Genomic DNA, 21,937 nt, shown 5'->3' with positions numbered 1-21,937 from the left:
CTCAAAACTCTCCGCGCGGCTGCTTGTAGCGCGCATAACCCCAAAGGTACTGGGCCGGGCAAGCCCGGATCATCTGCTCCATCTCGGCGTTGATCTGGGTGACGGCCTGAGTCATGTCCTCGGCCAGGGGCGACGTCATCTCACGCACATGGATGCGCACCCCCCGCCCCCACGACAGGCGCTCGCTCCAGGCCAGCAGCACGGTGGCCCCGGTCTGCTGAACCAGGCGCACGGCCAGCGTCATCGTGTAGGCCGGTTGACCGAAAAACGGTGCCCACACCCCCATGCCCTCGGGTGGCACCTGGTCGGGCAGCAGCCCCACCGCACGCCCCTGGCGCAGCGCCTTGATCAACTGGCGCACCCCGGCCAGGGTCGTCGGCACGGCCTGCAGGCCCGGACGCTCGCGCACCGAGGCCATGGTGCGTGCCAGCCAGGCCTGGCGGGCGGGGCGGTACAGGATGGTCATCGGCCCAAAGCGCCCGGCATAGTCGCGTGCCAGGGCCTGGGGCGACAACTCGAAGCAACCCATGTGAGGGGTGAGGAACACCACCCCGCGCCCCGCAGCCAGCGCCCGCTCGATGCAGCCGTGGTCCGCCCACACCGAAGGCAGAGGCCGCCCCAGCCAGAGCCGCGGCAGCTCGGCCACCATGCGCCCGCCATGGCCCACAGCAGCGATCAGATCGCGCAGGCTCACGCCCGCCAGGTCGGCGTTGGCCAGAAAACGGCGGCGGTAGGACGGCGAGGCCAGAAAGGCCAGCCAACCCAGCAGCCAACCCATGACCTGGAGCAACCCCAGGGGAAACAGGGCAAAGACCCTGAACAACGAGAGCATGAGGTGGGTAGAATAAACGGGTCGCTGAGTTAAATGAGCAACTTGCAGGGCGACGTTAAACACAACTGCTAAAGCGTTCGCCAAAGCTCCCGAGTCCGAGGCAACGCCCCCAGAACTTGAAACGTGGAGTTTATTCAAATGGCGAACGATTTTCTTTTTACTTCCGAGTCCGTCTCTGAAGGCCACCCCGACAAGGTGGCTGACCAGATCTCCGACGCGATCCTCGATGCCATCTTCAAGCAAGACCCGCGCAGCCGCGTGGCGGCCGAAACCCTGACCAACACCGGTCTGGTCGTGCTGGCGGGCGAAATCACCACCAACGCGCACGTCGACTACATCCAGGTGGCCCGCGACACCATCAAGCGCATCGGCTACGACAACACCGAGTACGGCATCGACTACAAAGGCTGCGCCGTGCTGGTGGCCTACGACAAGCAGAGCAACGACATCGCCCAGGGCGTGGACCAGGCCAGCGACGACCACCTGAACACCGGTGCCGGCGACCAGGGCCTGATGTTCGGCTACGCCTGCGATGAAACGCCCGAGCTGATGCCCGCGCCGATCTACTACGCCCACCGCCTGGTCGAGCGCCAGGCCCAACTTCGCAAGGACGGCCGCCTGCCTTTCCTGCGCCCCGACGCCAAGAGCCAGGTCACGATGCGCTACGTGGACGGCAAGCCGCACAGCATCGACACCGTGGTGCTGTCGACCCAGCACAGCCCCGACCAGAGCGAAACCGCCAAGAAGATGAAGGCCAGCTTCACCGAAGCCATCATCGAAGAAATCATCAAGCCCGTGCTGCCCAAGGAATGGCTGCAGGACACCAAGTACCTGATCAACCCCACTGGCCGCTTTGTGATTGGCGGCCCGCAAGGTGACTGCGGCCTGACTGGCCGCAAGATCATCGTCGACACCTACGGCGGCGCCTGCCCGCACGGCGGTGGCGCCTTCTCGGGCAAGGACCCGACCAAGGTCGACCGCTCGGCTGCCTACGCCGCCCGCTATGTGGCCAAGAACATCGTCGCCGCCGGCCTGGCCCGCCAGTGCCAGATCCAGGTCGCCTACGCCATCGGCGTGGCCCGCCCCATGAACGTGACCGTGTACACCGAAGGCACCGGCGTCATCCCCGACGACCAGATCGCCCGCCTGGTGCAAGAGCACTTCGACCTGCGCCCCAAGGGCATCATCCAGATGCTCGACCTGCTGCGCCCCATCTACGAAAAAACCGCCGCCTACGGCCACTTCGGCCGAGAAGAACCCGAGTTCACCTGGGAGCGAACCGACAAGGCTGCAGCGCTGCGTGCAGCGGCTGGCCTGTAAGGCCAGCATTCGCCGCAGGCGAATCTGCAGCCTTGCGGCGAAGGCTCATGTCGGCTCTGCCGACGTGAAGGCGCGAAGCGCCGGGCCGAAGCCATAAAGCTGCAGCCGGGCTGTAAGCCCGCCGCGCTCAGGCGCGGTATCGGTTCTTGGGCGAAGTTCATATCGCGCCAGCGATGTGAACGCAGACCAAAAGCACTGGCTGCAGCGCTGCGTGCAGCCTTGCGGCGAAGGCTCATGTCAGCTCTGCTGACGTGAAGGCGCGAAGCGCCGGGCCGAAGCCATAAAGCTGCCGCCCTGCGGGCGGCAGCCGGGCTATCAACCCGCCGCGCGCCTGCGCGGCATCGGTTTTGGGGCACAGCCCCCACAGCGCCCAGCCGCTGTGAAGACCCTGAGCACCACAACAGCCCAATCCGGGGCCGCCCTTCATTCGTAACCCTACGTATCCCGCGGCAAGCCAACCGTGAGACAATTCCGGCCGCTTTGGCGCAGCTGCCGGCTGTTGCCGACCTGGCCAGAGCCGCGGGCCAGCTCCGGCTGGCCCCGAGCCCAACGCGCCCTCTGACCCGGCCTGCCGCAGCCGACGGTGCCAGCCCCCCAGACCGCCCCATCCAACCTGTTTTCCAGCCGTGCCAGCCGCCCCACTTTCAGCCCAGCCCAACGGCCAGCACAGCACGCGCCTGCTCATCGTCGCCTATTGCCTGGTGTGGGCCCTGGTGCATTGGTTCGCCTACCCGAACCTGGACCCCTACAACGACATGCTGGAGAACTTTGCCTGGGGGCAAACCTTCGAATGGGGCACGTTCAAGCACCCGCCTTTCTTTGTCTGGGCAGTTGAACTCTGGTTTGCGGCCATGCCGCGCAGCGCGCTGTCGTACAAGCTGCTGTCCTATGTGAACGTGGCCATCGGCCTGTGGGGGGTGGCGCAGTTGGCGCGCCTGCTGGGCTTGCGCCGCTTCGCACCCAGCGCCGTGCTGCTGCTGATGTGGACTCTGCCCTACACCACGCTGGCGGCCAAGTTCAACGCCAATGCCATTCTGCTGTCGGTCTGGCCCTGGACCGCCGTGGCCTGGCTGGCCAGCCTGCGCCAAAGTGGCCGCCCAGGCCTGACCGCCTCGGTGTGGCTGGGTTTTCTGGGCGCGGTGTGCATGCTCAGCAAGTACTACAGCGGCGTGTTCCTGTTCTCGCTGTTCGTCACCGCCCTGCTGCGGCGCGACATGCGCCGCTGGTTCTGCAGCCCGCGGCCCTACGTGGCCCTGCTCAGCCTGGCGGTGTTCCTGCTGCCCCATGCCTGGTGGCTCTGGCACCACGACTACCCCACCCTGCGCTACGCCGCCGACCAGGGTGGCGGCCACGTGGAGTGGCACTTCCTGCTGCATTTCGCCTTCACCCCGCTGCTGTTCGTGCTGCTGGCCTGGGTGCCCTGTGTGCTGGTGTTTGCCTGGCAGGCCAGCCCGGCGGGCCCCGGGCGCTGGCGCCGCCTGCTGGGCCTGATCCCGCGCCTGGCCTGGCGCAGCTGGCTGCCCCTGCACTGGCAGGACACCGTCTTCTGGCTGGCCGCCCTGCCCGGTGCCGTGACCCTGCTGGCCGGTATGGCCGGCATGGCCGAGCTCTCCAGCCCCTGGGCCATCCCCATCATCTATGCCTTCCCGCTGCTGTGGCTGCGCAACCTGGAGCAGGCCACCCCTGGCCCCACCTCGGGACAGGCCCTGGACAACAGCCCCCCCAATACCCCCACCGCGCGCAGCCTGCAGGCCCTGCAGGGTTCGGCCTGGCCGGTGCTGATCGGTGTGGTGCTGGTCGGCGTGGTGCTGGCCGTGTCCCAGGCCCGCCAGGGCAAGCGCAGCTATTACGAAGCCAACGAGATCGCAGCCGAAGTCATGATGCAAGGCTGGCAGCAGCGCCACCCCGACCTGCCCCTGGGCTGGACCGGGGGCGAATGGGCCGAGAACGCCATGGTGGCCTTCTTTGTGTCCGATCAGGTGCGCGCCCTGCCCGGCATGCCCGATGAGTGGCCCACCACCCTGGCCCCCCACCCAGGCTGGGAGCATCAGGGCGGCCTGATGATCTGCCCGCGCGGCCCCCTCAAAAAGGCCCAGGTCTACGAGGCCAGCAATTGCGAGGTCGAAGTCCAGGAATGGCTGGAAAAGACCGGTCGCCCCATCCGCCCCCTGTGGGTGACGGCCGCCCGCTCAGGCTGGCGTTTCCCGCACCCGATGGCGTTTGCCTGGGTGGTCTACGACGTGCTGCCCACCCCCTGAGCCGCAGCAGGCAGCAGACTTTCAGGCAGCTGCATCAAGGGCTGTCCGGCCCGCACCCGCAGGCCCGTGGCCACCCCGTCGACCAGGCGAAAGCCCTTGGGGGCGAACACGATGATGGTCGAGCCATGCTGGAACCAGCCCAGCTCCTGCCCCTTGCCCACCGCCACATCGCAGGGCAGCTCATGCGGGCCGGGGTAGCGGCCATGCAGGAGCAGATCGAGCGCGTGCAGGCGCAGGCTGGCCACCAGGATGGCCGCCACCGGCACCAGGGCCAGCGGGTGGCCGCCGCGCTCCAGCCGCAAATGCAGGGCGGCGCGCTCATTGCGGCAGAACAGGCGCTCCACCCGTTGGAGTGCGATCGGGTTCACGTTCCAGGTATCGCCCGTCAGGTGGGTCACATGCTGCAGGCGGGCATCATGAGGGGCATGAAAGCGGTGGTACATGGCCGAGGTCAGGCGCAAAGTCACGTAGCAACCATCGCGAAAGACCTCGGCGCGCGCGGGGTCGCCGAACAAATCCTCCAGCCGGTACGGAAAGCCCTTGGCCTGCCACACCTGCAGCCCCGCCACCTCACCGCAGGCCCCCACGATGCCGTCACAAGGGCTGGCCAGCACCTCGGGGTCCGGGTCAAAAGGCCGGGCGCCCGACTTGAGTTCGCGGGTGAAGCAGTCGTGCAGGCTGTCAAAGTGCTGCTTGCGCGCCTCGCTCAGATCCAACTCGGTGAACAGGCGCCACACCGCGATCGAGGCATCGCGCACCACCGGCTGACGGATCTGGCTGAACCAGCCCATGAAGCGTGTCAACGCAATGCGCGGCACCCGGTTGGTGAGCAGGAAATTCAAATCCTCCTGCTGCAGCAGGCGGTCTCTCAAGGCTTTCAGTTTCATCAAGGTGTCAATCAGTCAAGTTACAGATGAGGCATCGCGCTTTCGCGATTGGAAAAATCCGGACCTCTTCAAATGGACGAAACACTGGCTTTCTGGGCATTGGGCGGTGCGGCCTTCGCCGCCACCCTGCCCCGGCTGATCCGCCGACTGGAACTGTCGCGGGCCAAACACCCCTCGCTCACCGGGCATTCGCGCATGGCCAAACGCGTGGCCTCGTGGCTGCCCGGCTACGCCTACGGCGAAGAGCGCTTTTTCAACTCTGATGGCGCACCGGCCGAGGTGGCCGCGCAACGGCGCCAGGCCTTGCAGCAGCTGGGCCACACACTGGTGGCGCGCTGCCCCCGCACGCTGGCCCTCACGGCCAGCGCCCGCGACGGCTTGCCCGATCTGCAGTTCACCGGTGCCTACCGGGTGCCCTTCCAGTACAGCCCGCTGCTGCGCCAGCACGTGCAGGTGGGCGCCTTCATGGAGGCTTCCGAAGGCGTGACCCTGACCGACCTGGATGGCAACAGCTACTACGACCTGACCGGCTCGTACGGCGTGAACGTGTTCGGTGTGGATGCCTACCGGCAGTGCATTGCCGAGGGCAGTCGCCGGTCCCAGGCCCTGGGCCCGGTGCTGGGCAGCCTGCACCCCGTGGTCGCCTCGAACGTGGCCCGCCTGCAACGCCTCTCGGGCCTGGACCAGGTGTCCTTTCACATGTCGGGCACCGAAGCCGTGATGCAAGCTGTGCGGCTGGCCCGCTACCACACGGGGCGCCGCCACCTGGTGCGCTTTTGCGGCGCCTACCACGGCTGGTGGGAAGATGTTCAACCGGGCCCCGGCAACCCCCTGCCCCCGCGCGAGACCTACACCCTGCGCGACATGCACGAGAACAGCCTGCAGGTGCTGCGCAAGCGGCGCGACATTGCCTGCGTGCTGGTCAACCCGCTGCAGGCCTTGCACCCCAACAAGGCCGCGCCGGGCGACTCTTCGCTGGTGGACAGCTCGCGCAGCGCGGCGTACGACCGTGCGGCCTACACCGAATGGCTGAAACAACTGCGCGAGGTCTGTACCGAGCGCGGCATCGTGCTGATCTTTGACGAGGTGTTCCTGGGCTTCCGTCTGGCCCCGGGCGGTGCCCAGGCGTACTTCGGCGTCAAGGCCGACATGGTCACCTACGGCAAGACCCTTGGCGGTGGCCTGCCCGTGGGGGTGGTCTGCGGCAAGCGCGAGCTGATGAAGCGCTACCGCGAAGACCGGCCGGCCGACCTGTGCTTTGCCCGCGGCACCTTCAACTCGCACCCCTATGTGATGGGCGCCATGGCGGCCTTCCTGTATTACCTGGAAACCCCGGAGGCCCAGCTCATGTATGTGGACCTGGACGCCACCCAGAACCGCCGCGCCACGCAGCTCAACCAACGCCTGCAGGCCATCGGGGCCCCGGTGCAGGTGGCCAACATGTCTTCGGTCTGGACCGTGAGCTACACCCGGCCCTCGCGCTACAACTGGATGCTGCAGTTCTACCTGCGTGAACAGGGGCTGGCCCTGAGCTGGGTCGGCACCGGGCGGCTGATCTTCAGCCTGAACTACACCGACGCCGATTTCGAAGAGGTGTGCCGCCGCTTTGTCGCCGCCTGCCAGGCCATGGAGGCCGGCGGCTGGTGGTGGCAGGATGCCGCGCAGACCAACAAGTCGATCAAGCGCAGCATCTTCAGGGAGATGCTGGCGCATCGTCGCGGCTGAGGCAAAACGGCAGATCACACTGAGGCGGCGGCCTCAGTGCTGCTTGCGGGCGTGGGCCATCGGGTCCAGCAGCTCGCCGCGCAGCAGGTACAGGGGCGCCTTGTGGTACAGGAACACGTCATGGAAGGGGTCGGTGATGATCTTGGTCATCCACACCAGGCCGGTCTGCACATCCTTCAGGAAAAACAGGTGCACGGTGCGGAAAACCAGGCCACCCACCCCCACCACCAGCCAGGCCCAGCCCACCTGATGCCAGAAGGCCGAAAACGAATCGGCCGGCGCGATCAGCCCGCCCAGGCCAGGGCTCAGCCACAGCACCAGGGGGGCCGCCACCCACAAGGCCATCAGCACCACCTTGCGGCGCAGGTTGTAGCCCACCTTGATCTCTTCCTTGTGCTCGTGCGTGGCCTGGTTCACTTCGTCATAGCCGCGCGGCTCGAAAAAGAAATGGCCCGACTGACGCGACACCATCGAAACGCCCCAGGCCAGCAAGGCGGCCAGGGCGGGGTCGCTGAACAGCAAGGCATAGGCCACCAGGAAACTCAGCGCGCTGATCAGGTGCAGGGTCTGGTTGATGCGGCTGTGGTGGTAGTAGCGGTGGTCGTCCCAGCGCTGTGTTTTCAAGGCACTCAGAAAATCTTTCACCTTCGATCCTTTGACGTGTGAGCAGGCCCGTTGGGCCGGTGGGTGGGTTCTTGTGACGGCCCGCAGACGGGCGCGTGACCGGATGGTGACCAGCGAATATGAAAGTCCGGTGACGCGCCTCCACAGCCCAGGGCTGTCACACAACGGTTGCAATCGGGGCCCACCATCAGCGCATGAACGCCCCGGCTGAACACCCCATCGTGGTGGACGAATTCCCTGCCCTGCGGCGCTCGCTGCGGGTGTCGATCGTCACCGAAACCTATCCGCCCGAAGTCAATGGGGTGGCCCGTACCCTGGCCTGCGTGGTCGAGGGGCTGCGCGAGCGCAACCACGAGATCCAGCTGATCCGCCCCAACCAGTCCAAGGCCGAGACCCGGGGCGAACAGGCCAGCGACGACGTGCTGTTTCACGAGGTGCTGATGCGCGGCCTGCCCATCCCGCGCTACCCGCACCTGCGCATGGGCCTGACCTCCAAGAAGACGCTGGTCAGCCTGTGGGCGCGCCGCCGGCCCGACGTGGTGCACATTGCCACCGAGGGCCCCATGGGCTGGTCGGCCCTGCAGGCGGCGGTGCAGCTCAAGCTGCCGGTGTGCTCCGACTTTCGCACCAACTTCCATGCCTACAGCAAGCACTACGGCATGGGCTGGCTGCACAAGCCCATCATGGCCTACCTGCGCAAGTTCCATAACCTCACGGCCTGCACCATGACCCCCGACGAGGGGCTGCGCCAGGAGCTGACCGACTATGGCTTTCGCAACGTCGAAGTGGTGTCGCGCGGCGTGGACACCCGCCTGTTCGACCCCGCACGACGCAGCCCAGCCCTGCGCCAGAGCTGGGGCGTCGGACCCGACGATCTGGTGGTGCTGCACGTGGGGCGCCTGGCACCTGAAAAGAACCTGGGCACCCTGACCATGGCCTTCGAGGCCCTGCGCCGGGTGCAGCCCCGTGCCCGCCTGGTGCTGGTGGGCGACGGCCCCTCGCGCAAGGAGCTGCAGGCCCGCTGCCCCGATGCAGTGTTCGCCGGCATGCGGCATGGCGACGACCTGGCCGCCCATTACGCCAGCGGCGACCTGTTTGTGTTCCCCAGCGTCACCGAAACCTTTGGCAACGTCACCCTCGAAGCGCTGGCCAGCGGCCTGCCGGTGCTGGCCTACGACTACGCCGCCGCCAGCCAACTGGTGCAGACCGGGCGCCACGGCGCACTGGCCCCTTTTGGCAACATGAGCGAATTCGTGCGCCTGGCCGCCCAGCTGGCCGCCGATCCGGCGGCCCTGCGCGAGATGGGGCTGCTGGCCCGCGAGGCCGCCTGCCAGGCCAGTTGGGAACGCATCATCAGCCGCATCGAAGGCCTCTACCACGCCTTGACCGAGGGGCGGCCCCTGGCCCAGCCGGGCACGGCCTCAGCCACCCCGCGCCTGGCGCTCTGAACACCTGACCGGACTGGCCCGGCCCGGCTTCAGCCAGCAGGCTGCGCCAAAGGGCGGCGTCGGCAGCGCCACCACAGCACCGCCATGCAAGCCGCGATCAGCAGACCGAACACCCCCATCAAGGGCACCACGGGCAACTCTAGCGCCAGCAGGCCGGCATAGCCCGCCAGCATCACCAGGATGCTGAGGTTCTCGTTGTAGCCCTGCACGGCAATCGAGCGCCCGGCCGTCAGCAACTGATGCCCGCGGTGCTGCAGCAGTGCGTTCATGGGCACCACCAGCACCCCCCCCACCAGCCCCACCAACGCCAGCAGGGGCAGGGCTACGGAAAAACGTTGCGTCAGCGAAACCGCCGCGATCAGCATCCCCAGCAGCACCCCGGCTGGCAGCACCCGCACCGCCTGGTGCAAAGCCACCCGGTGGCCCGCCACACCGGCGCCCAGCACCACCCCCACGGCCACCATGGCCTGCAGGTAGGCGGCCTGGTCCAGCGGCAGGCGCAGTGACTCCTGGGCCCAGCGCAGCACCGCGAACTGCAGCGTGGCGCCCACGCCCCAGAACAGCGTCGTCACCCCCAGCGACAGGCCGCCCTCGGCGTCGCGCCACAGCAGGCGGTTGCTGGCGGCAAAGTCGCGCAACAAGGCCAGGGGGTGAATCTCGCGCCGCGCATAGCGGGCGCCACTGTCGGGCACGCCCAGTTGCAGCGCGGCAGCCAGGCCATACACACAAAGCAGCAGCCCCAGCGAACCGGCCAGGGCCGAATCCAGCGGCAGGCCCAGCGCCAGCAAGGCCTCTCGGGCCTGCGTGGCCACCGCCGATGTGGCGACCAGGGCACTCACCAGAAAGCCCCCGGTGACCGCCCCCAGCAGCGCGGCGCAAACGATCGAGATCTCGATCCAGCTGTTGGCCACCACCAGTTGCCGCGCCGGCACCATCTCGGTCACCAGCCCATACTTGGCCGGGGCGTACCCTGCGGCCCCCAGGCCGACCACGGCATAGGCCAGCACCGGGTGAACCCCTACCAACAGGCCCAACACCCCCAGCACCTTGATGGCGTTCATCCAGGCCATCAGGCGGCCCTTGGGCATGGCGTCTGCCAGCGGGCCCGCCACCGGCGCCAGCACCACATACGACAGCGTGAAAGCGAACTTCAGCAAGGGGGCCCACCAGCCTGGCACGCCCTGCTCCTGCAGCAGGGCCATGGTGACGATCAGCAAGGCGTTGTCGGCCAGGGCGGAGCTGAACTGGGCCGCGATCAACAAAGAGAATCCGGTGGGCATGCGCGTGGGCCTGGACGGCCGTCCGGACGGCCTGATGGGATGAAGACGCCATTGGGACCGGAGGCGATGACGGCGCCATGACGCAGTCATGACGCCCGCATGAATCCGCCGTGACGCGGCGCCATGGCGCACCAATCTGGTTCCAAAAAATTCATTTGCACCAATCATGGGCAACCCAGCCCCAAAACGCACCACCTGAAGGCGCACCGATGCCCACACCTGGGGCGGTCGATCTGCGTCACGGCACGGATCCTGCTGTGCCCTGCCCTGCAGCAGTTCCATCCCCATGTCAGACCCGATCCAAAAGAGCGGCCGCCTTGCCCACCCGGTGATGCCGCCCCCCACCCTCTCGCGCCCCCTGGTTCGCCCCTCGGCGCGCGCCTTCGTGCGAATCCCGGCGACGCTGGAAGCCACCGCGGGCTTCGGGCAATGGGCCCATGCGGAAGGCTGGCTGAGCCTGTCGCCGCAGGCCGCCGAATTTCTCGACGCCAAGGGCTGTCTTGAGGGCCCACTCGATGACGGCCTGACCCATGTGGTGGTGGACGATCTGGTGCGCCTGCTGCCCCACCTCGTGGCGGGTGCCGCCCGCCCCTGGGTGCTGGACCTGCGCGTGATCAGCCGCACCCAGGGCCTGCGCTGGCTGCGCATGACGGCCCTGCCCCCCGACCCCGCCCAGCCCAACCTGCAGCAAGGCATCGTGCAGGACGTGACCGAACTCAAACATGCCCAGATGCGCGAGCGCCTGGGCTTTGAGTTGACCGAGTTCCTGGTCGGCTCGCACTCGCTGGGCAGTGCCATCCTCAACGTGATCCAGGGGGTGTGCAACAGCCTGGGCTGGGACTGGGGCGCCTACTGGGCCCTGGAGACCGACCCGGCCGGCCAGCCCCAGCTGGCCTGCCACCAGTTCTGGCACCCCAGCGAGCACGACATGAGCGACTTCAGCCAGGCCAGCCAGCGGCTGCGGCTGCGCCCGGGCGAAGGGCTGGTCGGCCGGGTGTGGCAAAGCGGCGAGCCCACCTGGATCGAGAACATGGGCACCAACCCCGACTTCGTGCGGCGCGCCAGTGCCCGCGCCAGCCACCTGCGTTCGGGCTACATCTTTCCGGTTACCTTTCAAAGTGGCGATGGGTCGGACCATCGCCCCGGGGTGCTGGAGTTCTACAGCAGCCTGGCGCGCCAGCCCGATGCCCAATTGCCCCAGCTCTCGGGCACCATCGGCGCCCTGCTCGCCCAGACCGCCCAGAAGCTGGAGCAACAGGCCACGGTACTGCACCTGTCCCAGGTCGATGGCCTGACCGGGCTGGCCAATCGGCGCCACTTCTACGAGGTGCTGGGTGCCACCTGCCGCCAGGCCGAGGCCCTGGGCCAGCATTTCGGCCTGATGTTCATCGACCTGGACCGCTTCAAACCCATCAACGACGCCTTCGGACACGATGCCGGCAACACCGTCTTGCGCGAATTCGCGCAGCGCCTGCAGGCGCTGGCGCCGGTTGGGGCCACGGCCGGCCGCCTGGGCGGCGATGAATTTGCCCTGCTGCTGCCCGGCGCCGACCTGCAGGCCTTTGCCGAGGCGGCAGAGCGGGTGCGCCAGGCCGCCCGGCGCCCCATGTTGCACGAGGGCGTGGAGCTGAGCCTGAGCGCCAGCGTAGGCATCAGCTTGTTCCCGGAGAACGGGCGCACGCCCCCCGAGCTGCTGCGCAGCGCCGACGCGGCCATGTACCGCATCAAGCAAAACGGGCGCGATGGCAGCGACTTTTTCTCGCAGACCAACCCGCATGCCCTGGCCGAACAGCAAAGCACGCTCATGCAACGCCTGAAGATGGCGCAGGACCTGCACCTGGCCCTGCAGCAGCAGGAGCTCTTTCTGCACCACCAGCCCATCTTCGACCAGGACAGCGGGCGCTTGCACGGCATTGAAGCCCTGGTGCGCTGGCGCCGCGCCGATGGGCAGTTGGTGCCGCCCGATGTGTTCATCCCTTTGGCCGAAGAGGCGCACCTGATCGTGCAGATCGGCCAATGGGTGGCCGCCCAGGCCTGCGCCGACCTGGCCACCCTCGAGGCCGCCGGGCTGAAAGGCCTGCGCGTGCACGTGAACATGGCCTCGCCCGAGTTCCACCGCAATGCCCTGCCCGAAGAGCTGCTGGCCCTCACGCGCCGCCATGGCCTGGCGCCCGCCCAGCTCTCGCTGGAGCTGACCGAGACCCTGGTGATGGAGCAACCGGCCCAGGTCACGGCCGTGATGGAGCGCTTGCGCGCCGCCGGCTTCGAGATCAGCCTGGACGACTTCGGCCAAGGCCATTCGGCGCTGTCGCTGCTCAAGCAACTGCCGCTGAGCACCCTGAAGGTCGACCGCAGCTTTGTGCGCGGCCTGGGCGAGCCCCCGAACGGACCGAGTGGCCAAGGCAGCGACGAAGCCATCGTGCGGACCATCCTGGACCTGGGCCGGCACCTGGGCCTGAGGGTGATCGTGGAGGGCGTGGAAACCGCCACCCAGCTCAAGCGGGTGCGTGCCTGTGGTGGCCAGTACGTGCAGGGCTACCTGCTGGCGCGGCCCATGCCGCTGGCTGAGCTGCTGCAGCGCTTCACCCCCCCTGCTTGAAAAGCACTACATCGCCAAGCCGCCGCTGCGCACGATCTGGCGCTCCACCGCCCGCATCAGCACCGGCACGGCCGGCACCGCCAGGGTCAGCCGGGTCTTGGCTCGGGTGATGCCGGTGTAGAGCAGCTCGCGTGTCAGCACGGCCACGGGCTGTTCGGGCAGCACCAGGCAGACATGCTCGAACTCCGAGCCCTGCGACTTGTGCACCGTCATGGCGAACACGCTCTCCACCGCGTCCAGGCGCGAGGGCTGCACCCAGTGCACGCCCCCTGCCCCGTCGGGGAAAGCCACCCGCAAACCCTTGGCATGGGGCAGGCACAGGCCGATGTCGCCGTTCATGAGCTTGAGTGCGTAATCGTTGCGGGTGGCCATCACCGGGCGGCCCGGGTACCAGCCCTCGGGTGGAAAGCCCAGCGCCAGCGCAATGCGCCGGTTCAGCGCCTGCACGCCCCAGGCCCCTTCGCGCACCGCGCACAGCACCTGGAAGCGGGCCAGCGCCGCCAACGCCTGCAAGGCCTGGGCATCGCTGCTGCCGCCCGGGCCGATGGGCGCCAGGGCGTCCAGCCAGGGCTGCCAGCCCTGGCGCCACAGCGGGGCCAAGGCCGGGTCGCCCCCCGGTCGCGGCTGCAGGCGCTGCACCGAGTCGCTGCTGCGCCCCGCCACCGGGGCCTGCTGCCAGAGCTGACGCACCGTGACGACATCGCCCGCATTCACGGCCCGCGCCCACTGCCCGATGGGGCTGTCGCCGGCAAAGCGGCGGCTGTGGCGCAGCATCACTGTCTGCTGGGCCAGCACGCCGCCATCGCCCTGCCAGGGCCCCAGGTCCACACCCGCCACCTCGGCCAGCCAGGCCACGGTGGCCGCGCTGTAGCGGCCCGCCTGGGCGCCGTGGCACAGCTGTCCCATCACCGCGCCGGCCTCGACCGAGGCCAACTGGTCCTTGTCACCCAACAGGATCACGCTGGCGTGCAGGGGCACGGCGCGCAGCAGGCGGGCCATCATCTCCAGGTCGATCATCGAGGCCTCGTCCACCACCACCAGGTCCAGCGCCAGCGCGGGCACCGGCGCCGCCGTGCCGCCGCCCGGGCGCACCTGCAGCAGCTTGTGCAATGTGGCGGCCTGGGCCGGGATGTCGGCGCGCAGCGCCTCGGGCAGCGAAGCGATGGCCGAGGCGATCGACTCGCCCAGGCGCGCCGCCGCCTTGCCCGTGGGCGCGGCCAGGGCCACACGCAAGGGCCGGCCATGCTGGGCCCGCGCATGCGACTGCAGCAAGGCCAGCAGGCGCACCACGGTGGTGGTCTTGCCGGTGCCGGGCCCGCCGGTGACCAGGGTCAGGCGCTGGCGCGCGGCCAGGGCGCAAGCCACCTTCTGCCAATCGGGCCCGGGCACCGCCGCATCGGGCGGGAACAGCTGGGCCAAGGCCTGGGCCAGGCCAACCGGGGCCTTGGGCGGCAGAGCCAGGCGCGCCTCGATGCTCTGGCGGATGGCCTGCTCGGCCTCCCAGTTGCGGCGCAGGTACAGGCGTTGGCCCTCACGCACCAAGGGGCTGCAAGGGCCGTGCACCCAGGGCAGGCTGTCGGCGGCCGCAACCCAGTCGGTCAGCTCGGCGGGCAGCGCCTGCAGGGCCTGCGCCTCCCAGCCCAGGGTGGGGCCAGGCTCACGTTGCAAGGCGGCCAGGTCCAGGCAGGCATGGCCGCGGCCGTATTGGTGGCTGACCAACGCGGCCAGCCAGGAATGGCGCGGGTCTTCGCTGGGCTGGGCCTGCTGCAAGAAGGCGGCCAGGGCCAGATCCAGCCGGTTCAAGGGGGTGGCCTGGGCCAGGCTGGCGAGGGGTGAGGTCGTCATGCAGGCAGCTCCGGCTGGCGGGGGCCGGGCGCGGGCGCCGCGAAGGCCTGGTCCAACGATTCGATGAGTTCGTGCGGCGGGCGCTCGAAGAACACGCCCTGACCGGGCTGGTCGATGCCCCGCGCAAACAGGTAGATCGCCCCGCCCAGGTGGCGCTGCGGGCTGTAGCCGGGCAGGCGCCACTTGAGCAGGCGGTGCAGCGCCAGCAGGTACAGGCTGTACTGCATGTCATAGCGGTGCGCGAGCACCGCCTGGGCCAGGGTGTGCGGGGCGTAGTCAGGCAGGCGGTTCGATTTGTAGTCGAGCACGTGGTAGCGGCCCTGGTGTTCGACCACCAGGTCCATGAAGCCGGTGAGCATGCCCTCGAGCTGGCGCGGCTGCAGGGCAGGCCGGGGCTGGCCCGGCAGCACGCGCTGGCGGATCAGGGCATCAAGCGCCTGCGCCGACAGCGAGCGCACCGGCAGGCTGAAGGCCATTTCGGCCCAGTACTGTGCTGGCGCCAGGGCCCCCAGCACCAGGGGCTGGGCGTTGCCGGGCCAATGCAGCTCGGCGCGGACCAGTTGCTGCACCCAGGGCGCCAGCGCGGCGGCCTGGGTCTCGTCGAGTTTGAGGGCCAGGGCCTGGCGGGCCAGCAGGGCAGCCCACTCACGCTCAAATTCAACCCCATCGCCCCCCTCTTCTGCAGACCTGGCGATCGGCCAGCCGCGCTGGGCCTGCCACTCCAGCAGGTCATGCAGCAAAGTGCCGTAGCGGCTGCCGGCCGGAAACTCATCCCAGGCGCCGGGCAGGCTGACCTGCCCGGTGTCGGTGGCCGCCAGTTCGGGGCTGAGCAGCGGCAGGCTGTCGGCCTGGGCGTCTTCCAGGCGGGTCTCTCGCTCCGACGGGGGCAGCGCCGACTCAGCGCCGAAGGGAATCAGCTCGCGGGTCAGGGCACTGAAGCTGGCCGTCCACCAGCCGCTGCGCAGGGCCCGACGGGCCTGAAGGGCGGGCTGGTGGGCAGGCTCGGCGGCCGCCGGGGTGTAGGCCTGATCGTCGGGCGCCGGGGCCGGCTGCACAGCAATGTCGGGGCACTGGGCCCAGGCCTGCAGGGCAGCGTCCAGGTCACCCGGGCCCTGGCGCCCCAACAGGCGCGACAGGGCACTGCGCAGCCGCGGGCTCTTGCCGTCCAGGTCGCCCTTCACCGGGGTCACCCCCAGCCACAGGGCCTGCTCGGCACGGGTCAGGGCCACATAGAGCAGGCGCACGTCCTCGGCCAGGCGCAGGGCATCGGCCGTTTCGTCGCCACTGCTGTCCTCGCGAAAGCCCGCCGCAAAAGGCAGGAACACCAGCGGGTACTGCAGGCCCTTGGACTTGTGCATGGTGACCACCTGCACCAGATGGGCATCGCTTTCGAGCCGGGTCTGGGCGGCCTCACCGCTGGCACGCGGATCGCGCAGTTGGGCCTCCAGGTGGCGGATCAGGGCGCCCTCGCCCTGCAGGCCCTGGCTGGCCTGCTGCAGCAGGTCGCCCAGGTGCAGCAGGTTGGTGAGGCGACGCTCGCCCTGCGGGCCTTCCGGTGAGGCCGCGGCCAAGCTTGGGTCCATGAGGCGGCGCGGCACCTGCAGCTCATGCAGGCAGCGGTGCAGCAGCGGCAGCACGCCCTGCTGCTGCCACACCTTCTGCCAGGCGTGCAGTTGGTCGATCAAGGCATCCCAGGCGTCTTCGTCACGCAGCAAGGCCTCCAGGGCGGGCCAGGACAGGCCCCACAGCCGGGTCAGCAAGGCGGCCTTGACCGCACTGACGGAGCGCGGCTGGGCCACGGCGCGCAGGATGCGCCACAGCTCGTGGGCCTCGGGGGTGGCATAGACGCTGTCGCGGTCAGACAGGTAGACGCTGCGCACCCCGCGGCGCGCCAGCTCGGCGCGGATGGCCTGGGCCTCGTGGCCATTGCGCACCAGCACCGCCATGTCGCCCGGCTGGGCCACGCCCTGCTGCAACAGGCGCACCATCTGGCTGGCAAACAGGGCGGCCATGTCGTTCAACAGGGCCGACTTGGTGGCCGGCTCGGCCCGCGACTGCCACCACACGGTGAGGGCCGGCTGGGCCTGCCCGGCGCACTGCAGCGGCTGCACCTTGGGGTTGCGGGCTTCCACGCGGTCGAAGGGCACCGCGCCAAAAGGGGCTTCCAGGCGCGAGAAGATGTGGTTGACCGCGGCCACCACGCCCCGGGTGGAGCGGAAATTGCCCGACAGGGTGTGGATGGCCTGGGCCTGGGCCCGGGCCTGCAGGTAGGTGGCCAGATCCGCCCCGCGGAAGCTGTAGATGGCCTGCTTGGGGTCGCCGATCATGACCAGGCCGGTGCCCAGGGTCTGGGCCTCGGGGCCCTGGTAGATGCGGGCCAGCGCGCCGTACTGCCAGGGGTCGGTGTCCTGGAACTCGTCCACCAGGGCCACCGGGAACTGCTGCCGGATGGCGGCCGCCAGGCGGCCATCGGGGGCCTGCAGCGCGTGGTAAAGGCGCTGCAGCAGGTCGGAGAAATCGAACTGCGCCTGCCGGGCCTTGGCCGCCTGGTAGGCGGCGCCGATCTCACGTGCCGCGTGGGCCAGCCAGTCGGGGCCGATGTCGGGCTCGGCCTGCAAGTGCAGGCACAAGGCCTCGATGTCGGCCAAGGCCGCGTGCGCCTCGGCCTGGGCCCAGCCTTTTTCGACCAGGCGGGGCAGCGCAAAGCGCTCCAGCACCTCGAGCTTGATACCCTCGCCCTGCACCCAGGCCGCCATCTGGGCCAGCCAGCCGGCCAGCCAGTCGGGGCGGTAATTCTTGAGCTGCTTGGCCGCCGCCGCATCGCCCACCGCCTGCACCAGCTCGGGCGTCCAGCCCGCGCGGGCCCGGGCCTCCAGGGGTTCGCGCCGGGCCTGCCACTGCGCCCAGCGGGCCACCAGGGCATCGGGCTCGGGGCCGGCATAGGGGGCCCCGCCGGGGGCGCGTTCGGCCAGGGCCCACAGCGGCTGCAGGCGCTCCAGCAGGGCCTGGGGCGTGCCCCCCAGCGGGGTGATGGCACCGATCTGCGCCAGCGCCAGCGGGTAGCACCAGCGCCGCCAATAGTCTTGTGCGGCCGCCAGGCGCAGGGCATCGCCGTCTTCCACCCGCTCCTGCTCGAACAGGCTGGCGCTGTCAAAGGCGTGCTGGCGCAGCATGCGGCTGCTCCAACCGTGGATGGTGAAGATGGCGGCGTCGTCCATCCACTGGGCCGCGATGTCGAGCCGGGCGGCACAGGCCGGCCACTCCGCCTCGGGCACCTGCTCGCGCAGGCTGAGCAGAAAGTCGTCGGCCTGGGCCCGCCCGGCTTCGGTGTCGGCAAAGCAGCGCGCGGCCTGGGCCAGGCGCTCGCGCACCCGGCCCCGCAGCTCGGCGGTGGCGGCGTCGGTGAAGGTCATCACCAGGATTTGCGGCGGGAACAGCGCCCGCTCGGCGCTCAGCCCGGCCTCGGTGTGGCCCAGCACCAGGCGCACGTACAGGGCGGCCACGGTCCAGGTCTTGCCGGTGCCGGCCGAGGCCTCGATCACCTGCAGGCCTTGCAGCGGCATGCTCAAGGGGTCCAGGCGCTGCAGCGCGGGGCCTGGGTTCAGATCGATGGGCGTGCTCATGCGGGGTCTCCCAGCGGGCCCAGGTGCAGGTGCCGGGCCAGTTCGCCGTACAAGGCCTCGGCCCAGTGCGGCAGTTCGGCCTGCAGCTCGGCATAGCCCTGGAAGCAGCGTTGCAGGTAGGGCGAGCGTGCGGCTTCGCCCTCGCGCTGGTAGTCGCCTTCGTAGGCGGCGCGGGCCAGCTCATGGGCCTGGGCCTCGTCCTTGCCCCGGCGCAGGGCCTGGTCATAGGCCCAGGCGCTGAGGCAGGCCACCGGCAGGGGCCGGGCCCAGGCGGCCCGGTAGACCTGCACCAGGCCGCTCAGGATGGCCAGCGCCTGCGCGGGCGCCAGCGGACGCAGCACGATCTGCCCGTCCAGGCCCAGCACGGTGCTGGTGAGCGCCAGGCCCTGGGCGCAGCCGGCCAGGTGGTTGACCCAGACCGCCGCCAGCACCTCGACCCGGGCGCCCTGCTCCTTGCCTTTGCCTTGCAGCACCGCGCCTGGGCGCTGCACCCGCTGCAGACAAGGGCCGGGCCAGAGGCCTTCGGCGGGCGCTGATGCGTCATCGGGGCCGAACAGGCCGCTGAGCTGGTCCTGCAGCCGCAGGCCGTCCACCAGCAGGTCGATGGCCTGCGCGGGCACGGGCTGGGGGTAGCGCTCGGCCCAGGGGGCCAGGCGCTCCTGCACCACGGCGACGCGGCCGTGCAATTCAAGCAGGTCGCGCTGCCCGAAGGCGGCCAGGGGCAGCAGGCCGCGCAGGGGCAGCTCGGCCAGCGCCTGCTCGGGGTCGACGGCCTCCAGCACCGACTGGCCGGCCAGGTATTTGTCCAGGCCATCGAGGGCAAAGGGCTCGGTGTCTTCGCCGGCCTCGTCGAGTTCGGCCAGCACCACGCCCAGGCGGGCCTTGAAAAACACCTCGACCGGCTGACGCAGCAACTGGCGCAGCGCGTGCAGGCTCAAGGGGTCAGGCAAGGGCACAGCGCAGGCTTCAGGCGGCAACGCGTGCTCGGCCACCGGCACGCCCGCATTCACCTGGTGGGCCTGGGCCCAGTCACTGTCATAGGTGCGAAAGCCCGAGCCGGCCCGGAAGTACGCCTCGGAAAACGGCTGCAAGGGCTGCTGCCGGGGCTCGCGCGCGGGCTGCCAGCCGCTGTGCAGGTGCTCGATCAACTGCGCCACCAGCACCGAAGGCGGTCGCTCGGCGTTGTCGGTGGCGCGGTGGCCCTGCCAGCTCAGGTAGAGGCGGTCGCGGGCCGACAGCAAGGCTTCCAGAAACAGGTAACGGTCGTCTTCACGCCGCGAGCGATCCCCGGCGCGCCAACTGCTGGCCATCAGGTCGAAGTCGCGCGGCGCCGTCTGGCGCGGGTAGTCGCCATCGTTCATGCCCAGCAGGCACACCACCCGGAAAGGGATCGAGCGCATGGGCATCAAGGTGCCGAACTGCACCCCACCGCCCAGAAAGCGCTGCTGCAAGCCCCCCTCCTGCAATTGCGACAACCAATGCTCGCGCGCCACCTCCAGCGGCAGCGGGCTGTCCAGGCCGGCCTGTTCGCAGGCCTGCAGCCAGGCCTCCAGCGGGGCCAGCAGGGCGTCGATCTGGCGGGATTCGGCCTCGTCGGCGGCCTCGAAGAAGCGCTCGACCACGCCGCGGAACACCTGCCCCCATTCGGCGGCGGGCCGCTCATGCGCCAGGGCCTCCAGGGTCTCGGTGATGGCGTCCACCCCATCGAGCAAGGCATCGGCCACCGCCGCGTCCAGCCCGCTGAGCGCGGGCTGGGCCAGGGTCTCGGCCCACACCTGCCCGCCGTCACCGCGGCCCTCGCCCAGCGCATAGCCCAGCAGAAGCCGGCGCAGGCCAAAGGCCCAGGTGTTGTGCCCGGCGCCCGCCACCCCGGGCGGCAGGCCAAAGCGGCGGCGATGCGGCTCGTCCAGGCCCCAGCGCACACCGGCCTGCTGCAGCCAGGTGTGCAGTTCGTCCACCTCGACCTCGCCCAGGCCAAAGCGCTGGCGCAAGGCCCGCACCTCGAACAGGCCCAGCCAGTCCGACAGGGTGACGCGCGACCGCGGCAGTGACAGCAGCGCCTGCAACGCCTGCACGATGGGCGACTGGCGCGGCGAGCGGTCGGCCACCGAGTAGGGGATGTGGCGCGGCTGACCGGGCGCAAAGCGGCCGAACACGGCCTGGATGTGGGGCGCGAAAACAGCGATGTCGGGCACCATGACCATCACGTCGCGCGGGCGCAAGGCCGGGTCGGCCTCGAACCAGGCCAGCAACTGGTCGTGCAGGACCTCGACCTCGCGCTGTGCCGAATGGCAGGTGACCAGGGTGATCGAGTGGTCGTCTGGCCGCAGCGCCCAGGGCTCGATCGGGGTCTGCAAGTTCAACATGCCCGACTGCAACTGGGCCAGCTGGGTGGGCTGGGCCAGGTCGTCGAGCGGATCGACAAAGGCCTCGACGCGCACCAGGCGGTGGCGATAGCCCTCGACGTTGTCGAACTCGTCGAGCATGTGCAGGTAGTCGCGCCCCTGCTTGCCCCACGAGGCCAGCAGCGGGTGCCCCGGACGGGCGGCCTGGGCCGCCTCCAGTTGGGCCGGCTTGACGCGCTGGCGCCGCCGCAGTTGCTGGCGCAGCTGGGCATGGCCCTCGACCAGATCACCCCAGTAATACTGGCTGGGGTTGTGCACCAGCATCAGCACCTGGCTCAGTTGGCCCAGCGCGGCCAGGGCTTCGACCGCCTGGTGCGGCAGCGACGAGATGCCGAACACCACGATGCGCTCGGGCAGGCCGGCCGGGCGCTCGCCGCCGCGGCTCAGTTGCTGCAGGCGCGCCATGAAACGCGCGTGCACCGCCGCGCGCGAGGCCTCGGCCAGCGCTTCGCCCACGTCGCGGCGCAGGTCGCGCCACAGCGCCGGCTGCCAGGCCTGGGCCGGGTCCAGCGGCAGATCGGGGCCCTGCGGCTGGGTCAGCACGTCGCGGCCCTGGGCCCAGGCGGCCAGCCAGTCGGCACGGTAGCTCTGGTAGCCGTCCAGCACATCGGCCAGTTGCAGGGCCAGTTGGTAAAGCTTGCGCCCGTCCGGGGCCTCGCTGAGGTAACGCTGCAGCGGCTGGTACACCGGGCGCTGCTCGATCAGCGCCGGCAGCAGGCGCATCAGGCGCCACACCAGGCTGGACTTGTCGAAGGGCATGTGGGTGGGCACCTGGTCGGCGCCCAGCACCTGGCGGTAAACCTGCCAAAGAAAGCCGCTGGGCAGCTCCATGCGGGTGGCGGCAAAAATGCCCAGGGCCGCGTCGTCGGCCAGCGACACCTCCAGCCAGTGCTTCATGCCGGCGCTCTGCACCAGCAGCACCTCGGGCGCCAGAGGCGCCAGCGGCTGGGTGCGCAGAAACTGCACCAGCAGATCGCGCAGGTCTTCCAGGCGGTTGCCGTGCAGCACCATGAAGCCAGGGGGGTGCGAAGGCCGGGTAGGGGTCGACATGAACAAAGACGGCGCAATGAAGAGAAAACCAGGGGCCGCCA

The 21,937-nt window shown here is 69.6% G+C and carries 12 protein-coding genes; 5 read left to right on the top strand and 7 right to left on the bottom strand.

What is annotated here, in order from left to right; all coding sequences use genetic code 11:
- Position 1: 1 nt before the first annotated feature.
- The gene (locus tag AC07VS_RS00630) at positions 2 to 832 is read right to left on the bottom strand and encodes a lysophospholipid acyltransferase family protein (RefSeq protein WP_492347322.1); all 831 of its coding nucleotides are present in this window, start codon (positions 830 to 832) and stop codon (positions 2 to 4) included.
- Positions 833 to 970: 138 nt separating this feature from the next.
- Between AC07VS_RS00630 and metK the strand changes: the two genes are divergently transcribed.
- The gene (metK, locus tag AC07VS_RS00625; protein WP_019576176.1) at positions 971 to 2,152 is read left to right on the top strand and encodes a methionine adenosyltransferase; all 1,182 of its coding nucleotides are present in this window, start codon (positions 971 to 973) and stop codon (positions 2,150 to 2,152) included.
- Positions 2,153 to 2,778: 626 nt separating this feature from the next.
- Positions 2,779 to 4,410: a glycosyltransferase family 39 protein gene (locus AC07VS_RS00620; protein ID WP_494656603.1), complete on the top strand. Its 1,632-nt coding sequence runs from the start codon at positions 2,779 to 2,781 to the stop codon at positions 4,408 to 4,410.
- Here AC07VS_RS00620 and asd read toward each other — a convergent pair.
- Positions 4,386 to 5,297, bottom strand: coding sequence for an archaetidylserine decarboxylase (asd, locus tag AC07VS_RS00615; protein WP_494656602.1), 912 nt, complete (start codon positions 5,295 to 5,297; stop codon positions 4,386 to 4,388). The two genes, AC07VS_RS00620 and asd, sit on opposite strands and share 25 nt — an antisense overlap.
- Positions 5,298 to 5,369: 72 nt before the next feature.
- Between asd and AC07VS_RS00610 the strand changes: the two genes are divergently transcribed.
- On the top strand, positions 5,370 to 7,022 hold the full coding sequence (locus AC07VS_RS00610) for an aminotransferase class III-fold pyridoxal phosphate-dependent enzyme (protein WP_494749951.1): 1,653 nt from the start codon (positions 5,370 to 5,372) through the stop codon (positions 7,020 to 7,022).
- Positions 7,023 to 7,055: 33 nt separating this feature from the next.
- On the opposite strand, the gene AC07VS_RS00605 is transcribed toward AC07VS_RS00610, so the two are convergent.
- Positions 7,056 to 7,667, bottom strand: a complete 612-nt coding sequence (locus AC07VS_RS00605; protein ID WP_492347326.1) for a hypothetical protein — start codon at positions 7,665 to 7,667, stop codon at positions 7,056 to 7,058.
- Between the two features lie 173 nt (positions 7,668 to 7,840).
- On the opposite strand from AC07VS_RS00605, the gene AC07VS_RS00600 reads away from it, so the two are divergent.
- Positions 7,841 to 9,094, top strand: coding sequence for a glycosyltransferase family 4 protein (locus tag AC07VS_RS00600; RefSeq protein ID WP_492347327.1), 1,254 nt, complete (start codon positions 7,841 to 7,843; stop codon positions 9,092 to 9,094).
- 29 nt (positions 9,095 to 9,123) lie between these two features.
- Here the strand turns inward: AC07VS_RS00600 and lplT are convergent, their stop codons facing one another.
- Entirely contained in the window at positions 9,124 to 10,374 is a 1,251-nt protein-coding gene (lplT, locus tag AC07VS_RS00595; protein ID WP_494749950.1) for a lysophospholipid transporter LplT, read from the bottom strand.
- Positions 10,375 to 10,660: 286 nt separating this feature from the next.
- Between lplT and AC07VS_RS00590 the strand changes: the two genes are divergently transcribed.
- Positions 10,661 to 12,973: a putative bifunctional diguanylate cyclase/phosphodiesterase gene (locus AC07VS_RS00590; protein WP_492347329.1), complete on the top strand. Its 2,313-nt coding sequence runs from the start codon at positions 10,661 to 10,663 to the stop codon at positions 12,971 to 12,973.
- Between the two features lie 6 nt (positions 12,974 to 12,979).
- Here the strand turns inward: AC07VS_RS00590 and recD are convergent, their stop codons facing one another.
- The 3 genes from recD to recC are packed head-to-tail and all read right to left on the bottom strand — an operon-like array spanning position 12,980 to position 21,896.
- Entirely contained in the window at positions 12,980 to 14,818 is a 1,839-nt protein-coding gene (gene recD / locus AC07VS_RS00585; RefSeq protein ID WP_494749949.1) for an exodeoxyribonuclease V subunit alpha, read from the bottom strand.
- Positions 14,815 to 18,441 (bottom strand): exodeoxyribonuclease V subunit beta, encoded by a 3,627-nt coding sequence (gene recB, locus AC07VS_RS00580; RefSeq protein ID WP_494749948.1) that lies wholly within the window; start codon positions 18,439 to 18,441, stop codon positions 14,815 to 14,817. Before recB ends, recD begins: the two co-directional genes overlap by 4 nt.
- Positions 18,438 to 21,896 (bottom strand): exodeoxyribonuclease V subunit gamma, encoded by a 3,459-nt coding sequence (gene recC / locus AC07VS_RS00575; protein WP_494749947.1) that lies wholly within the window; start codon positions 21,894 to 21,896, stop codon positions 18,438 to 18,440. Before recC ends, recB begins: the two co-directional genes overlap by 4 nt.
- Positions 21,897 to 21,937: the final 41 nt, after the last annotated feature.

It is taken from the genome of Curvibacter sp. GW821-FHT01G03 (assembly GCF_059422285.1).
The sequence above is the reverse complement of the archived record's forward strand: the minus strand, read 5'-3'. Positions and strand labels throughout refer to the sequence as shown.

Coding starts and splice junctions, on each gene's coding strand:
- AC07VS_RS00610 (WP_494749951.1), top strand. CDS start 5,370: ATGGACGAAACACTGGCTTTCTGGGCATTGGGCGGTGCGGCCTTCGCC.
- recB (WP_494749948.1), bottom strand. CDS start 18,441: ATGAGCACGCCCATCGATCTGAACCCAGGCCCCGCGCTGCAGCGCCTG.
- metK (WP_019576176.1), top strand. CDS start 971: ATGGCGAACGATTTTCTTTTTACTTCCGAGTCCGTCTCTGAAGGCCAC.
- asd (WP_494656602.1), bottom strand. CDS start 5,297: ATGAAACTGAAAGCCTTGAGAGACCGCCTGCTGCAGCAGGAGGATTTG.
- recD (WP_494749949.1), bottom strand. CDS start 14,818: ATGACGACCTCACCCCTCGCCAGCCTGGCCCAGGCCACCCCCTTGAAC.
- AC07VS_RS00600 (WP_492347327.1), top strand. CDS start 7,841: ATGAACGCCCCGGCTGAACACCCCATCGTGGTGGACGAATTCCCTGCC.
- AC07VS_RS00590 (WP_492347329.1), top strand. CDS start 10,661: ATGTCAGACCCGATCCAAAAGAGCGGCCGCCTTGCCCACCCGGTGATG.
- lplT (WP_494749950.1), bottom strand. CDS start 10,374: ATGCCCACCGGATTCTCTTTGTTGATCGCGGCCCAGTTCAGCTCCGCC.
- AC07VS_RS00630 (WP_492347322.1), bottom strand. CDS start 832: ATGCTCTCGTTGTTCAGGGTCTTTGCCCTGTTTCCCCTGGGGTTGCTC.
- recC (WP_494749947.1), bottom strand. CDS start 21,896: ATGTCGACCCCTACCCGGCCTTCGCACCCCCCTGGCTTCATGGTGCTG.